The sequence below is a fragment of the Nonomuraea sp. NPDC050328 genome, from assembly GCF_044459405.1.
In the GTDB taxonomy this organism is placed as follows: Bacteria; Actinomycetota; Actinomycetes; order Streptosporangiales; family Streptosporangiaceae; genus Nonomuraea.
Genome location: NZ_JBITIW010000005.1, coordinates 265,801 through 280,319, shown reverse-complemented (window position 1 = coordinate 280,319; position 14,519 = coordinate 265,801). Strand labels below are relative to the sequence as shown.

Here is a 14,519-nt window from a genome sequence, read left to right as displayed (position 1 = left end):
CCTATTTGTCCGGAAATTACGTTGTTTGTCGCCCTTTTGACATGAACGGATCATGGGGCGGCTATGCCGTACCTCTGGAATCTTCCCGTGAAACTCCTGCTCAAGCCCGCTCTCCTGGCGGCAGTCCTGCTCGCGCCCCTGGCCGCCCCCGCCGCCGCGGCCTCCCCGCACGCGGTCACCTTCAACGTGGTCAGCGACATCCAGGGCGACACGGCCGACTTCGGCCGCGCGCTCGACCAGATGCGCGAGATCAACCCCGGCTCCAGCGCGCTGATCGTCAACGGCGACATCACCTCGCGCGGCTACGACTTCGAGTACGACCAGGTCAAGAAGGTGCTGGCCGAGCACCCGCACCCGGCCGACACCTTCTTCACCATCGGCAACCACGAGTTCTACGTGCCCAAGTACTGCGACCCCACCAAGCTGTGCCAGGCCACCTGGCCGAACGGGACCACCGAGGCCCAGCTCTTCCAGAACTTCTACGACTTCACCGGGCTGGACAAGGTCTACTACGAGCGCGTCGTGAACGGCGTGCCCATGCTCATGCTCGGCACCGAGAAGTACATGAAGTACCACGACGCCACCAAGTGGGACGAGGTCTGGATGAGCGAGGAGCAGCTCACGTGGCTCGACCAGCGCCTGGCGTTCTGGGCCCGCCGCGGCAAGCCGGTCTTCGTCTTCTCCCACCACGTCCTGCCGGACACCGTCTCGGGCACCCGCAACAAGCTGTACTCCGCCGACTACCTCCAGGCCGACCGGCTGCTGGCCACGCTCGGCAAGCACAAGGACGCGTTCCTGTTCACCTCGCACACGCACTGGGACCTGAACCTGTCGGACTGGGCCGTGCGCAAGGTCGTGCCGGCCACCGGCAACCTCGAAGGCTTCACCGTGGTGAACACCGGAGCCATGGAGACCCAGTGGACCGACAACGGCACCGGCGGCGAGCGCGCGCTGAGCCGCGACGAGAACGCCGGGCTGCAGGTCGAGGTCACGAACAAGGAGGTCGTGATCAAGGCTCGCGACTTCTACCGCGGGACCTGGCTCAAGGAGCTGCGGGTGCCGCTGCACGGCCGGTGCCGCGGCGCCTGCCACTGATCTCCGCGTAGCGTGATCAGTCCCGGCGCAGGAAGGCCAGCAGCCGCTCCAGCGGCCAGGTGTTGATCACGTCGTCCGCGGTCAGCCAGGCGCGCTGGGCGATGCCGATGCCGTAGCGCTGGTGGGCCAGGTGCGGGACGGCGTGCGAGTCGCTGTCGATGGAGAACTTCACGCCGTGGTGGCGCGCCAGCCGTACCAGCTCGGCGGGCAGGTCGGAGCGGTCGGGATAGGAGTCGATCTCCATGGCCGTGCCGGTGCGGGCGGCGGCACGGAAGACGGCGTCCCAGTCGCAGTCGACGGCCGGGCGCTTGCCGATCTTGCGGGTGGTCGGGTGGCCGATGACGTGCACGTCCGGGTTCTCGCAGGCGGCGATGAAGCGCCTGGTCATCTCCTCGCGCGACTGGCCGAAGTGCGAGTGCACCGAGGCCACGCAGACGTCGAAGCCCTGCAGCACCTCGGCCGGCCAGTCCACCGAGCCGTCCGGCGCGATGTTGAGCTCGGTGCCGTGCAGCAGCCGCATGTCCGGGTAGCTCGCCTGGAGCGCGCGCAGCCGGCCGCGCTGCTCCAGGGCCTTGTCCAGCGTCATGCGCTGCATGGTGAGGTCGGGGGCGTGGTCGGTGACCGCGTAGTAGGCGTAGCCGCGCGCGTGCCCGGCGGCGACCATGTCCTCCAGCGAGGCCACGCCGTCGGTGAGGTCGGTGTGGGTGTGCAGGTCACCCTTGAGGTCGGCCAGCTCCACCAGCACCGGCAGCTCGCCGCGCTGCGCCGCCCGCACCTCGCCGCCGTCCTCCCGCAGGGGCGGCGGCACGTACTGCAGGCCGAGCGCGGCGTAGATGTCCTCCTCCTCGGCGGCGGCCAGCACGCGCTCGCCCTCGAAGAGCCCGTACTCCGAGAGCTTCCAGCCCTTCTTGACGGCGATCTCCCGGAGCGCCACGTTGTGCTCCTTGGAGCCGGTGAAGTACTGCATCGCCGCGCCCCACGACTCGCCCGGCACCACCCGCAGGTCCACCTGGAGGCCCGAGGTGGTGCGGATCGAGGTCTTCTTCTCGCCCGCCGCGATCACCTCCGCGACGTACGGCCGGCTCCGGAAGTCCGCCATGATCTCGGGACCGGCCACGGCGAGGATGTCGATGTCGCCGATGGTGTCCTTCATCCGGCGCAACGAGCCCGCGTAGGCGATGCGCTCGGCGCTCAGCGAGGCCATCACCTGCTCGGCCAGGTTCATGGCCACGCCGATGTGCACCCGGCGGCCGGACTGCTCCAATTGCTCGATGCCGTGCAGCAGGTTGGCCAGTGTCTTCGGGCCCAGGCCCTTGACCCCGTCGAGCCGCCCGCCGGTGATCGCCTCGGCCAGGGCGGCGGGGGAGTCGATGCCGAAGTCCTCGAACAGCATGATCGCCGTCTTCGGCCCGAGCGAGGGCACCCGCGTCAGGTTCCGCACGCCCGCCGGGACGCGCTCGCGCAGCGCGTCGAGCTGGCGGAAGCTGCCGCGCTCCAGGAACTCCTCCATCTTCAGCGCGATCGCCTCGCCGACGCCCGGCACCGTCCGCACGTTCACCGTGGCGATGTCCTCGGGGAAGCCCGCGATGGCCTTGGCCGCCTTCTGGTAGCTCCGCACCCGGAAGGCGTCGCCCCCGGTCAGCGCGAACAGCTCGGCGTACTCCTGCAGTGCCGCCGACGCCTCGTCATTTGCCCTAGCCATGGACACAGCTTAGGGCGCGTGCAACGCTCGATCATGCGTCGCATCCTCACGGCTCTCTTAGCCACCTTCCTCCTCATCCCCGCGGGAACGGCCGTAGCGGACCCCGGCAAGCCCAAGCGCGAGCACGGCAACGGCCCCGAGCGGAACGAGGAGGCCTCGCTCGTCCAGGAGCAGGTCTCGGCCTTCTCCGCCGACCGGGCCGCCCCCGCGCCGCTCCGGCGCGACCGCGGCTACCCGCGCAAGACGACCCTCCCGATCCCTCCGGAGAACCCCGGTGACGCGGCGATCAAGCTCGGCCTGACGCCCTACCACGCGGTCGCCGGCAAGCTCAACGCCATCCAGGCCCTCGGCGACCGGGTCAGCGCCGAGATCGTCGGCCGCAGCGCCGGCGGGCGCGACCTCTACCTCGTCACCGTGACCGCGCCGGAGAGCGCCGCCGAGGACTGGAAGCAGGAGCTCGGCCGCCGCCTCATCGAGGAGGGCCACAAGCCGCCGCGCGGCTACAAGGCCCCGGTCTACGTCAACTCCAGCATCCACGGCAACGAGTTCGAAGGCGTCGACGCCGCCCTGCGGGTGATCGAGGAGCTGGCCACCAGCACCGCGCCCGACGTGGTGCAGATGCTCAAGACCACCCGCCTGCACTTCAACGTCGTGGCCAACCCCGACGGGCGCATCGTCAACACCCGCGCCAACGGCAACGGCTTCGACCTCAACCGCGACATGATCACCGTCTCGCAGCCCGAGGCCCGGGTCATGCGGCAGATCATGATCGACACCCAGCCGGTGGCCATGATCGACCTGCACGGCTACGTCAACGGCACGCTGGTCGAGCCGACCACCCCGCCGCACGGGGCCAACTACGAGTACGACCTGTTCATCACCAACACCTGGGCCAACGGTCTCAACCTGGAGAGCGCCATCAACGGCCTCGGCTACAAGCCCGAGCCCGACGGCGTGCTGCCGGTCGAGATCCCCTTCCGCGACTACGTCGACGGCTGGGACGACTGGCCGCCCATCTTCACCCCGCAGTACGCCCCCTTCCACGGCGCGGTGATCGCCCAGACCATCGAGGTGCCGCTCCAGGTCAACAACGCCGCCTACACCTCGCTCCCGGTCGAGGAACTGCGCCGGCGCTCGCGCATCAACACCGACATTCACGCCGCCGCCATCCGCGGCACCTACCAGCACGTGGGCAAGAACGGCGCCAAGCTGGTCGCCGACCAGGTCGAGTGGTTCCGCCGCGGCGCGGCCGGCGAGCCGTCCAAGGTCGTGCCGCTGGGCATCGTGCCCGGCTTCGGGCCCGAGGACGTCTACAACACCACCTACCCCCGCGCCTACGTCATCCCCGCCTCCGGCCCGGCCGCGGCGCGGCTGGTCGACTTCCTGGCCGCCAACGACGTCCGCGTCGGCAAGGCGCTGCTGCCCTTCCGCTCCGGCGGCAGCACGCACCCGGCCGGCACCTACGTCGTCGACATGCGCCAGCCCAAGCGCGGCCTGGCCAACGTCATCCTGGAGCGCGGCGCCGACATCAGCCCGCGCGTGGAGGCCATGTACGACATCTCCGGCTGGAGCCACTCGCTGCTGTGGGGCGCTCCCGTGACGCCGGTCACCGAGCGGCTGCGCGTCGTCGCCGCCCCGGTCGCCGCCGCCTCGCCCACCGGTCACGTGCCCTCCGGCGGCGGCGCCCTGGCGCTCAAGGTCGCCGACGGCAAGGACGTCCAGGCCGTCAACGACCTGATCGGCCGGGGTGTCGCGGTCACCTGGGCGGGCGACGGCTCCGCCGTCGTGCCCGCCTCGGCCCGTGCCGCCGCCCGCGAGGTGGCCGACCGCTACGGCGTGCGCTTCACCCGAGCCGGTACGGCAGGCGAGGGCCCGGTCCTGACGCCGGTCCGCATCACCGCCGCCGCCTCGGCCGACGAGCTGTTCACCCTGCGTGAGCTGGGCTTCCGGGTCACCCCGGTGAACACCGCGCTGCTGAACGCGGGCTACGACTGGAGCACCACCGACGTCCTGTACGTCTCCAGCGGCCTGTCCTACGCCGCGCTCAACCCGGCCGCCCGCGCCGCGCTCGACGCCTACCTGGCCTCCGGCGGCGTCGTCACGCGCGGCAACACCGGAGCCGCCTTCAACGCCGCGGCCGGCCTGCTGGCGGCCACGCACGTCGCGGGCAACCCCGACGGCAACGGCGTGGTGCGGATGGCCTCGGGCGAGCACTCGTTCGTCTACTCGCCCCGCTGGTTCACCGACCTCGGGCCCGGCGTGAAGGCCGAGCAGTCCTACGCCACCGACGGCCCCCTGGTCTCCGGCCACTGGCGGGCCACCTCCGCCGGCGCCGGTGGCCCCGAGGCCGCCCGCGGCCAGGCCGCCGTCATCAGCGGCCGGGACGAGCGCGGCGCGGCCGTGGTCGTCTTCGGGACCGAGCCGTTGTTCCGCAACCACCCGAAGGGCCTGTTCGCCCAGGTGGCGGGGGCTCTGTACTGGACCTCGGTCACCTCGGGCCAGACCGTCACCCGCTAGGAGGCTCCCCGTCCCTCGGCCCGGTCGCGCCCGCCGCGCCCGGGCCGAGGCGCGTCCACCAGCGCGTCGACGAGCCGGGCGACCAGGGCGCGGGTCTCCTCGAAGGAGGCCTCGCGCAGGGCCGGGGTGTCGAGCAGGGAGCGCATGACGCCCATGCCGAGCAGGAGCGCCCCGGCCAGTTCGGCCCGCAGGGCGGGGTTGTCGCCGCCCATCCGGGCGGCGAACTCGGGCAGGTAGCCCTCGCAGACCTGCGTGCGCACCTGCTCCCGGATGGCCGGCTGCCCGGCCGAGCGCAACATCACCAGCAGCGGGTGGTCGCCGTCGAACTGCTCCCAGCCGGCGAAGACGACCTCGTGCAGCAGCGTGCCGACGACGTCGGAGAGCGGCCGGTCCGGGTCGGCGGCGAGGCCTTCCGGGATCTCCATCCGCACGGCCTCGTCGTGGAGCTGCTCCTTGGAGCCGAAGTAGCGGAAGACCAGCGCGGGATCGACGCCGACGTCGGCCGCGATGTCGCGGACGCCGGTGCCGTCGAAGCCGTGCCGGGCGAAGCGCAGGCGGGCGGCGTCGAGGAGTTTGGCGCGGGTGGCGGCCTTGTCGCGGCGTCGGTGGTGGTCCATGAAGTCATCATAAGTCATCGAACGTTGACTTATCCAGGCATGCGGCCTAGTCTCCATGTCACCGACCGATGACTTAGAAGGGCTGGGGCATGCGGACCTATGTGATCACTGGCGGCACGGACGGCCTGGGCAAGGGCTTGGGCCTGCACTTCCTGCGGCGCGGCGACCGGGTGATCGCCGTGGCCAGCGGCGCGGCGAAGGGCCAGGCCTTCCTCGCCGAGGCGCGGCGGGCCGGCGCGGCCGACCGGGCGGTGTTCCTCCAGGCCGACCTGAGCATCGTCGCCGGGATGCGGCAGGTGGTCGAGCGGGTGAGCGCGGCCACCGAGGCCGTGGACGGGCTGGTCTTCGGCGCCCAGCGCTTCCGCACCGCCCGCGAGGAGACGGCGGACGGGCTGGAGTTCACCTTCGCGCTCGCCTACCTGAGCCGGTTCGTGCTCGGCCACGGGCTGCTCGGTCACCTCGAACGCGCCGAGGCGCCCGTCGTGCTCAACCTCGCGGGGCCCGGCGGGCTGCCGGGCCGGATCAACTGGGACGACCTCCAGTGGCGCGACGGCTACTCCGGGATGCGCGCGTCGATGCAGGCCTCCCGCTGCAACGACCTGCTCGGCGTCGCCTTCCCGGCCCGGCACCCGGACGCCCGGACACGGTACGTCCTCTACAACCCCGGCTTCGTCGACACCGGCCTCGCCGACCCCCTGCCGCAGCCCAAGCGCGCCGCGCTCAAGGTGCTCGCCCGGCTCTTCGCCAAGCCGGTCGGCAAGGCGATCGGGCCGATGCTCGCCCTGATGGACGCCCCGCCGCGGCCCGCCCTCACCGCCTACCTGCGCGGCAAGCCGCTGGAGCCGGCCGGCGAGGACTTCGACCCGGCCGCCGCGGCCCGGCTCGACCACCTGACCACCGGCCTGCTCGACCGCATCCCCGCCCCCCGCTAGCGCGCGCTCAGAACAGGCGGGACAGCAGCGCGCCCTGGCCTCCGGCCAGCACGTGACCCTGCTCCAGCGGAATCCAGAAACACTCCAGCCGGATCGCCGCGCCCCCGCCGCGCTCCTCGCTGGCCCAGCGCTCGGGCGTCTCCTGGTGCAGCGCCAGGTGGAACACGTGCAGCCGCTGGATCTCCCACCGGTACGGCGTGACGTCGTAGTCGGTGACGCCGAGCTTGCGCATGATCGACAGCTCGGTCAGCCCGGTCTCCTCCCGGGCCTCGCGCAGGGCGCCCTCCTCGGGCGTCTCGCCGGCCTCGATCCCGCCGGCGGGCACCTGCACCCCGGCCTCCTCCAGCGGGACGTCCACGTGCCGGAAGACGAGCAACCGGCCGTCGCGGACGATGTAGCAGAGGGCCTTCTCCCTGATGGGCTTGGCGCGGTCGGTCACGGGCTGCCTTTCGCCGGAGGGCCGGCCTGGGCCGGCGGCGGGGAGAAGGCTCCGGCGGCCGCGGCCAGCGCGGCGGTTCTGGCCGCCTGCTCGGGCAGGTCCGCCTCGACCGGCATCCGGAGCAGGACGAGCTGGTGGTAGACCGGCGCGGTGGCCGCGATCAGCAGCCGCCGGGCGTCGGCCCCGGCCGGGACCTCGCCGCGCTCGACCGCCCGCGTCACGATGGCCTCGCACCGGGTGTAGCGATCGTCCCACAGCCGCCGTTGCGCCCGCTCGGCCTGCTCCGACCGGAACGAGGCGGCGATCAGCGCGGAGACCACGGGCGGCTCCATGGTCAGCGCCTCCTGGATCTCCCGGTTCAGCGCCGCGAGGTCGCCGGTCAGCGAGCCGGTGTCGGCCGGCTGCCAGCCGTCCTCGCCGGCCGCGTCCAGGAAGTCGGCGAGCAGGCCGCCGACGTCGCCCCACCGCCGGTACACCGTCGCCCGGTGCACGCCGGCCCGGGCGGCGACGGCGTCCATGGTCAGCCCGTCGTAGCCGTGCTCGCCGAGCTCGGCCAGGACGGCGTCGAGCACCTGGGCGCGGGTGCGGGCCGTACGCCCTCCTGGTCTGCGGCGGGCGGGCGGGGCGCTCTGCTCGTGGGGAGTGGTCACGGGGGCATCCGGTTTGCTCGGCGGGCGGCGGGCGTGGCAGGATCTTAATGTAGCACTTGTCGCATTAGCGGGTCGCCCGGCGGTCCCGCACAGGAGGGAACCATCCGTATGTCACGTGTCCCCGCGGATCCGACCGTGCTCCACCCCATGCCCGGCCAGCCGCGGGTGGTGCTGCTCAAGCCCCTGGTCACCTCGCCGCTGATCGAGGTCGGCGAGTTCTCCTACTACGACGACCCGGACGAGCCGACCGCCTTCGAGACCCGTAACGTGCTCTACCACTACGGCCCGGAGAAGCTGGTCATCGGCAAGTTCTGCGCGCTGGGGGAGGGGGTGCGGTTCATCATGAACGGCGCCAACCACCGCATGGACGGCCCCTCGACCTTCCCGTTCCCGATCATGGGCGGGTCGTGGTCGGAGCACTTCGACCTCATCGCCGGGCTGCCGGGGCGGGGGGACACCGTGGTCGGCCACGACGTCTGGTTCGGGTACCGGTCGATGGTGATGCCCGGCGTGCGCATCGGCCACGGGGCGATCATCGCCTCCGGTGCGGTCGTCGTCGACGACGTGCCCGACTACGGCATCGTCGGCGGCAACCCGGCCAAGCTCATCCGCCGCCGCTACAGCGACGCCGACGTCGACCGGCTCCTCGCCATCGCCTGGTGGGACTGGCCGCTCGACCGCATCACCGCCAACCTGCGCACGATCATGTCCGGCAGCGTGGACGCCCTGGAGCAGGCGTCCTGACGCTCAGCTCTTGCGGGCCAGCAACTGGACCGCCCGCGCCGGGTGCCCGTTCATCGTGGTGACCTCGATCCGGCGCTCGTCCACCACCTCGACCTCCGCCAGCAGCGCGCGCAGGTGGCCGAGGTCGTGGTGCCGGCAGACCGCCCCGTCACCGGTCACGAACGCCCCGTACGGCAGGCCGCCCCGCGCCGCCTGGGCGGCGTAGCGGTCCCGGTTGCGCCGGTCGTCCTGCAGCAGCAGGTCGCTCACGTACAGCAGCCCGCCCGGCGCCAGCACCCGGACCAGCTCCGCCACCATGGCCCGCTGCGCCTCGTCCTCGGGCACGCACGTCAGCACCGCGAACAACAGGACCACGTCCACGCTCCCCGCCGCATGCGGAAGGACGGGCGGCGACTCCAGCACGCTGAGCCGCAGCCCGTCCTTCCGCCCCCGAGCGACCAACGCCGGCGAGATGTCCACCCCGGAGACGTCCCGGAACCCGTGCTCGCCCAACTCGGCCACCACGCGCCCGTACCCGCACCCGTAGTCCAGGACCCGCGCCCCCCGATCCACCCCGGCCAGCCACTGGTGCTGCACCGGGTGGGTGAACGTCTTCCCCGCCCCCACCCCGTTCCAGTACGCCTTCTGGCTCACGGCACCTCACCTGGCGGACCGCCCCCGACGGGCTGTGGACGGTGGAGATCAGGAGCGGACCGGGCGTGGGGTGTACGGCTCGGCGAGGAAGGCGAGTTCCTTGTCCGTGAGCCGGACCGAGGCGGCGGCCACCGCGTCGTCGACGTGCCGGTCCTTGGTGGCGCCGATGATGGGCGCGGTGACGGCCGGCTGGTGGAGGAGCCAGGCGAGGGCGATCTGGGCGGCGGGCAGGGAGCGCTCACGGGAGACCTGGGCGAGCCGGTCGAGGATGGCCGCGTCGTTCTCGGCGTCGTAGAGGTACTCGATGCGCTGCGCGTCCCTGCTGGTGGCGCGGGCCGTACCGGAGGCGGAGGAGGAGCCCGCACGGGCCAGGACGCCGCGGGCGAGCGGCGACCACGGGATGGCCCCCACGCCCTGGTCCAGGCAGAGCGGCAACATCTCGCGCTCCTCCTCGCGGTAGAGCAGGTTGTAGTGGTTCTGCATGGAGACGAAGCGCGTCCAGCCGTTGGCCGAGGCGGTGTACTGGGCCTTGGAGAACTGCCAGGCGGCCATGGAGGAGGCGCCGATGTAGCGGGCCTTGCCGGAGCGGACCACGTCGTGGAGCGCCTCCATGGTCTCCTCGATCGGCGTCTCCTCGTCGAAGCGGTGGATCTGGTAGAGGTCGACGTAGTCGGTGCCAAGCCGGTCGAGGGAGGCGTCGATGGCGGACATGATGTGCTTGCGCGACAGGCCGCCGTCGTTGGCCGCCTTGCCCATGGGGAAGTAGACCTTGGTCGCCAGGACGTACTCCTCCCGCCGGGGGAAGAGCTTGCGCAGCAGGCTGCCGGTGACGCGCTCGGACTGCCCGGCGCTGTAGACGTCGGCGGTGTCGAAGAAGGTGATCCCCGACTCCACGGCGCGACGCACGATCGGCTCGGCCTGCTCCTCGGTGAGCGACCACTCGAGCCTGGCCGGATCGCCGTAGCTCATCATGCCCAGGCAGATGGGGGAGACCTTCAGGCCGCTGTTTCCAAGTCGGATGGAGTCCATGCGCCGATGGTAGAGGGCGCCCTTCGAGAGGTTCGCGTTAGATGGGGCGGTTTGGAGGAAGAGGGAGGCGCGCGGGCCCCAGCCCCGCAGCACACGGCTCAATCCCTGCACCGCACCACTTCCAGCCAAGAGACGGTACGGCAGGCGAACCCGGCGTGCCCGGCCAGTGCCGGACACGTGGTCCGCCGCGGCGTGCCGTACCCCTGGCGAGGGAAGAGAAGCGCCAGGGCACAAGGGAACAGTGGAGTGCACGCGAAGGGAACCGATGGACGGAACCTCCGCGCCGCGTTCGGTGGGGATCGCAGCGTTGTCGCCGATCTGGTTATGCGGGCTCACCTGGGGAGCCGGGGCCTTCTGGCTCGTCGGCAGGACCTTGGTGGAGCTCGCCGGAAGCTGGGGCGAGGTGGCCGCGGGGGCGGCGGGGCTGGCGGGGGTGCTGGTCCTGCACGCCCTGATCGTGGCCAGGGTGGTCAAGCACCGCAGGGTGCCGTGGTGGACGGTGGGGGCGCAGGCGGTGCTCACGTGGGCGCCGCTGTGGGTGTGGGGCGAGGGGTGGGCGCCGGTGGGGTGCCTGCTGGCGGGCGGGCTGTTCGTGCTGGCGGACCGCACGCGGGCGTGGTGGCCGCTGGCGGCGGCGCTGGGCTGCGGCCCGGTGCTGGCGCTGGCGCCCGGGCCGCTGTCGCCGTGGGTGGCGGGGGTGCCGGTGGCGGGGCTGGCGGAGTACGCGCTGATCATCCTGGCGATGCGCACGCACTGCCTGGGCGCGGTGCGGGGGCAGCAGGTGGGGGAGGCGGTCCAGCAGGAGCGCCGCCGGCTGACCCGGGACCTGCACGATCTGGTGGGGCACCGGCTGACCGTGTTGGTGCTCAAGATCGAGCTGCTGCAGCGGCTGGTCGCCTCGGCGGGGGACGCGAAGGTCGCGGCGGCGGTGGCGGAGGCGCTGGAGCTGGTGCGCGGGGTGACCGGGGACGTCCGGTCGGTCGCGCACGGGCTGCGGCTGCCGTCCCTGGAGGCGGAGCTGAACTCGGCGCGTTCGGTGCTGGAGTCGGCGGGGGTGAGCTGCCGGGTGCGGATGAGCTGCGAGGAGGTGCCGCGCCCGGTCTCGGAGGTGCTCACGCACGTGCTGCGGGAGGGGGTGACGAACATCCTGCGGCACACCTCGGCGAAGGAATGCGCCATCTGGCTGTCGGAGCGTGAAGGAACGTTCCACCTGTCGATGGTCAACGACGGCGCCCGGTCGGCCGGTCCGGCCGGGCACGGGCTGCTCAACCTGCGCGAGAAGGTGGCGGAGGCGGGCGGCCGGTTCGAGGCCACGAGGCTGCCACATGCGGTTTTCTGGATATCCACCCACATCACACACCAGCATGTGTAAAACACACAATTGGCCGGTGAATAACTAGCCGTCACCTGATGTGCCATGGCGTAGACCCGGCACCGCCCCATTCGACATTCTCGTAACAAGTCGAGATTGGGAGGTGGCAAGCATGGCGCAATACGAACTTTATTGTCTGGCTGACCAGCACTTCTACGACGTGCTCGACAGCGAGGCCACGCCCGAGGCGCAATTCGCCGCCGCCAGAAAACCCCTTCCCGACGGCTGGGCGCATTACGCCAGCGACACCTGGCTCTATTACGCCCCCACCGGCCAGGACCCGCTGCCCGCCCAGGGCTGGAAGATCCACGTGTCCGCCCGCCTGGACGACGCCGAGCGGGCGGTGGAGACGGTGCGTGACTACTGCGTGGCCCGGGGCATCGCCTTCAAGTTCCTGCGCGGCCCGGCCGTGCTGGTGATGCTCAACTCCAAGGCCGCCTCCCGCGCCTCCAGCGGCAAGCTGCTCACGCTCTACCCGCGCGACGAGGCCGAGCTGGAGCTGACGCTCAAGGACCTCGACGAGGCGCTGCGCGGCGTCGAGGGCCCGTACATCCTCAGCGACCTGCGCTACGGCGAGGGCCCGCTGTTCGTCCGCTACGGCGGCTTCGCCGAGCGGCACGTGCTGTCCGGCAGCGGCGACCGCGTCCTGGCCGTGCTCGACGGCGAGGGCAAGGCGGTCCCCGACGTGCGGAACGCGGTCTTCACCGTCCCTGAGTGGGTGAGCCTGCCCGCCTTCCTGCGCCCCCACCTGGAGGCCCGCGACGCGGTGCGCGTGGACGGCCTGCCGTACCGGATCGAGTCGGTGCTGCACTTCTCCAACGGCGGCGGCGTCTACCTGGCCGAGGACACCCGCAGCGGCGAGCGCGTGGTGCTGAAGGAGGCCCGCCCGCACGCCGGCCTGGACGCGGCCGGCCGCGACGCGGTGGCCCGGCTGACCCACGAGCGGACGATCCTGGAGCGCCTGGCCGGCCTGGAGGCGGTGCCCCGGCTGCTGGACCACTTCACCCTGGGCGAGCACCACTTCCTCGTCGAGGAGTTCGTGGACGGCGTCACCCTCCAGCGCCGGCTGGTCCGCCGCTTCCCGCTGACCTGGGCCACCTGCGGCCCGGACGAGCTGGCCGAGTACACCGGCTGGGCGCTGGAGACGCTGGAGCGGGTCGAGGCGGCGGTGGCGCAACTGCACTCGCGCGGCGTCGTCTTCGGCGACCTGCACCCGGACAACATCCTGCTCACCGAGGACGGCAGGACCGTCCTGATCGACTTCGAGGTGGCCACCCTCGCCGACGAGCGCGGCCGCTCCGCGCTGGCGCACCCGGCCTTCGCGCCGCCCGCCGACCGGCACGGCACCGAGGTGGACGCCTACGCGCTGGCGGCGCTGCGGCTGGGCCTGTTCGCCCCGCAGTGCACGATCATGCTGCCGCTCGACCGCGGCAAGGCCCGCCACCTCGGCGAGGTGGTCACCGGCGCCTTCCCGCTCACGCCCGGCGCCCTCGCCCCGGCGGTCGAGACGCTGGCCGGCGACGCGGTCTGGAAGGCGCCGCCGATGCCCGGCGAGGCCGCCTGGCCCGACCTGCGCGCGGCGCTGGGCAAGGCCATCGCGGCCAGCGCCACCCCGCACCGGGACGACCGGCTCTTCCCCGGCGACATCGCCCAGTTCGAGCCGGGCCGGGCCCTTAGCCTGGCGCACGGCGCGGCGGGCGTGCTCTACGCGCTGCACGCCGCCGGGCTCGCGCCGCTGCACACCGAGTGGCTCGTCGAACGCGCCACCCGGCCCCCGGCGGCCGGCTCCGGGCTCGGGCTCTACGACGGGCTGCACGGCATCGCCTACGTCCTCGACCTGCTCGGCCACCGCGAACAGGCGCTCGACGTGCTCGGCGTCGCGCTGCGCGAGAACTGGCACGAGCTGGAGTCCGCGCTCTTCTCCGGCCTGTCCGGCATCGGGCTCACCCTCTTCCACCTGGGCTTCGACGATCTCGCGGGCCAGGCGGTGCAGCTGTGCGCGGACCGGCTCGGCGGGGTGACCGACGTGCCCGAGCTCAGCGGCGGGACCCACCCGCGCGCCGGGCTGATGCACGGCTCCAGTGGACCCGCCCTGCTCTTCCTGCACGCCTACGAGCGCACCGGCGACGCCGCCCTGCTCGACCTCGCCGGCACCGCGCTCCGCCAGGACCTGCGCCGCTGCAAGCACGCCGAGGACGGCTCGCTCCAGGTCAACCAGGGGTGGCGGCTGCTGCCCTACCTGGACGAGGGCTCGGCCGGCATCGCGCTCGTGCTCGCCCGCTACCTGGCCCACCGGCCCGACGAGGAACTCGCCGTCGCGCTGGCCGAGCTCGGGCTGGTCGCGCGCTCCGGCTACTTCGTCCAGCCCGGCCTGTTCACCGGCCGCGCCGGCATCGTCGCCGCCTTCGGCGCCCAGCCCGCCGGGCTGCGCTGGCACGCCCTGCCGTACGGCGGCGGGCTGGCCTTCCCCGGCGACCAGCTGCTGCGCCTGTCCATGGATCTGGCAACCGGTACGGCGGGCGTCCTGCTCGCCCTGGCCGCCCACCAGCCGGAACGGCGGGCCTGCCTGCCGTTCCTCGAGCCGCCTGCCCGGCGGCCTGCCCGTCACGAAACCCGGAAGGAGGTGTAGACGGATGTCCCTTCTCGACCTTCAGGGTCTGGAGGCTCCCGCGAGCTCGGACGTCGCCAGCGGCGGCAGCACCCTCACGGCCCTCACGTGTCACTCTGGCAAGCCGAGCAACCTGAGCGTCGCTCTCTGCCACTGATCGGATGACCTGGCCCCGGGGTGC

The 14,519-nt window shown here is 72.3% G+C and carries 13 protein-coding genes; 7 read left to right on the top strand and 6 right to left on the bottom strand.

Going from position 1 to position 14,519, the window contains the following annotated elements; translation table 11 throughout:
- Nucleotides 1-87 precede the first annotated feature (87 nt).
- Nucleotides 88-1,095: a DUF4073 domain-containing protein gene (locus ACIBG7_RS21020; protein WP_357928290.1), complete on the top strand. Its 1,008-nt coding sequence runs from the start codon at nucleotides 88-90 to the stop codon at nucleotides 1,093-1,095.
- A 16-nt stretch (nucleotides 1,096-1,111) separates the two neighbouring features.
- On the opposite strand, the gene polX is transcribed toward ACIBG7_RS21020, so the two are convergent.
- Complete coding sequence (gene polX / locus ACIBG7_RS21015; RefSeq protein WP_397337299.1) at nucleotides 1,112-2,797, bottom strand: DNA polymerase/3'-5' exonuclease PolX; 1,686 nt, start codon at nucleotides 2,795-2,797, stop codon at nucleotides 1,112-1,114.
- A 33-nt stretch (nucleotides 2,798-2,830) separates the two neighbouring features.
- Between polX and ACIBG7_RS21010 the strand changes: the two genes are divergently transcribed.
- On the top strand, nucleotides 2,831-5,314 hold the full coding sequence (locus ACIBG7_RS21010) for a M14 family zinc carboxypeptidase (RefSeq protein ID WP_397337298.1): 2,484 nt from the start codon (nucleotides 2,831-2,833) through the stop codon (nucleotides 5,312-5,314).
- On the opposite strand, the gene ACIBG7_RS21005 is transcribed toward ACIBG7_RS21010, so the two are convergent.
- Nucleotides 5,311-5,931 (bottom strand): TetR family transcriptional regulator, encoded by a 621-nt coding sequence (locus ACIBG7_RS21005; RefSeq protein WP_357928284.1) that lies wholly within the window; start codon nucleotides 5,929-5,931, stop codon nucleotides 5,311-5,313. The two genes, ACIBG7_RS21010 and ACIBG7_RS21005, sit on opposite strands and share 4 nt — an antisense overlap.
- Before the next feature lie 89 nt (nucleotides 5,932-6,020).
- Here ACIBG7_RS21005 and ACIBG7_RS21000 point away from each other — a divergent pair, with 89 nt between their 5' ends.
- Nucleotides 6,021-6,863, top strand: coding sequence for an SDR family NAD(P)-dependent oxidoreductase (locus ACIBG7_RS21000; RefSeq protein WP_397337297.1), 843 nt, complete (start codon nucleotides 6,021-6,023; stop codon nucleotides 6,861-6,863).
- A 7-nt stretch (nucleotides 6,864-6,870) separates the two neighbouring features.
- Here ACIBG7_RS21000 and ACIBG7_RS20995 read toward each other — a convergent pair whose 3' ends face one another.
- On the bottom strand, nucleotides 6,871-7,302 hold the full coding sequence (locus ACIBG7_RS20995) for an NUDIX domain-containing protein (protein WP_397337296.1): 432 nt from the start codon (nucleotides 7,300-7,302) through the stop codon (nucleotides 6,871-6,873).
- A complete protein-coding gene (locus tag ACIBG7_RS20990) occupies nucleotides 7,299-7,952 on the bottom strand; it encodes a TetR/AcrR family transcriptional regulator (RefSeq protein ID WP_397337294.1) in 654 nt (217 codons plus the stop codon). Before ACIBG7_RS20990 ends, ACIBG7_RS20995 begins: the two co-directional genes overlap by 4 nt.
- 108 nt (nucleotides 7,953-8,060) lie before the next feature.
- Here ACIBG7_RS20990 and ACIBG7_RS20985 point away from each other — a divergent pair, with 108 nt between their 5' ends.
- Nucleotides 8,061-8,696, top strand: coding sequence for a CatB-related O-acetyltransferase (locus ACIBG7_RS20985; RefSeq protein WP_357928273.1), 636 nt, complete (start codon nucleotides 8,061-8,063; stop codon nucleotides 8,694-8,696).
- 3 nt (nucleotides 8,697-8,699) lie between these two features.
- Here the strand turns inward: ACIBG7_RS20985 and ACIBG7_RS20980 are convergent, their stop codons facing one another.
- Complete coding sequence (locus tag ACIBG7_RS20980; RefSeq protein WP_397337293.1) at nucleotides 8,700-9,329, bottom strand: class I SAM-dependent methyltransferase; 630 nt, start codon at nucleotides 9,327-9,329, stop codon at nucleotides 8,700-8,702.
- Nucleotides 9,330-9,377: 48 nt separating this feature from the next.
- The gene (locus ACIBG7_RS20975; RefSeq protein ID WP_357928268.1) at nucleotides 9,378-10,358 is read right to left on the bottom strand and encodes an aldo/keto reductase; all 981 of its coding nucleotides are present in this window, start codon (nucleotides 10,356-10,358) and stop codon (nucleotides 9,378-9,380) included.
- A gap of 265 nt (nucleotides 10,359-10,623) precedes the next feature.
- On the opposite strand from ACIBG7_RS20975, the gene ACIBG7_RS20970 reads away from it, so the two are divergent.
- The 3 genes from ACIBG7_RS20970 to ACIBG7_RS20960 all read left to right on the top strand — a co-directional run bounded on the left by ACIBG7_RS20970 (nucleotide 10,624) and on the right by ACIBG7_RS20960 (nucleotide 14,495).
- Complete coding sequence (locus ACIBG7_RS20970; RefSeq protein ID WP_397337292.1) at nucleotides 10,624-11,730, top strand: sensor histidine kinase; 1,107 nt, start codon at nucleotides 10,624-10,626, stop codon at nucleotides 11,728-11,730.
- A 112-nt stretch (nucleotides 11,731-11,842) separates the two neighbouring features.
- On the top strand, nucleotides 11,843-14,359 hold the full coding sequence (gene lanKC, locus ACIBG7_RS20965) for a class III lanthionine synthetase LanKC (protein WP_397337291.1): 2,517 nt from the start codon (nucleotides 11,843-11,845) through the stop codon (nucleotides 14,357-14,359).
- Nucleotides 14,360-14,363: 4 nt separating this feature from the next.
- Nucleotides 14,364-14,495: a SapB/AmfS family lanthipeptide gene (locus ACIBG7_RS20960; protein WP_357928260.1), complete on the top strand. Its 132-nt coding sequence runs from the start codon at nucleotides 14,364-14,366 to the stop codon at nucleotides 14,493-14,495.
- Nucleotides 14,496-14,519: the final 24 nt, after the last annotated feature.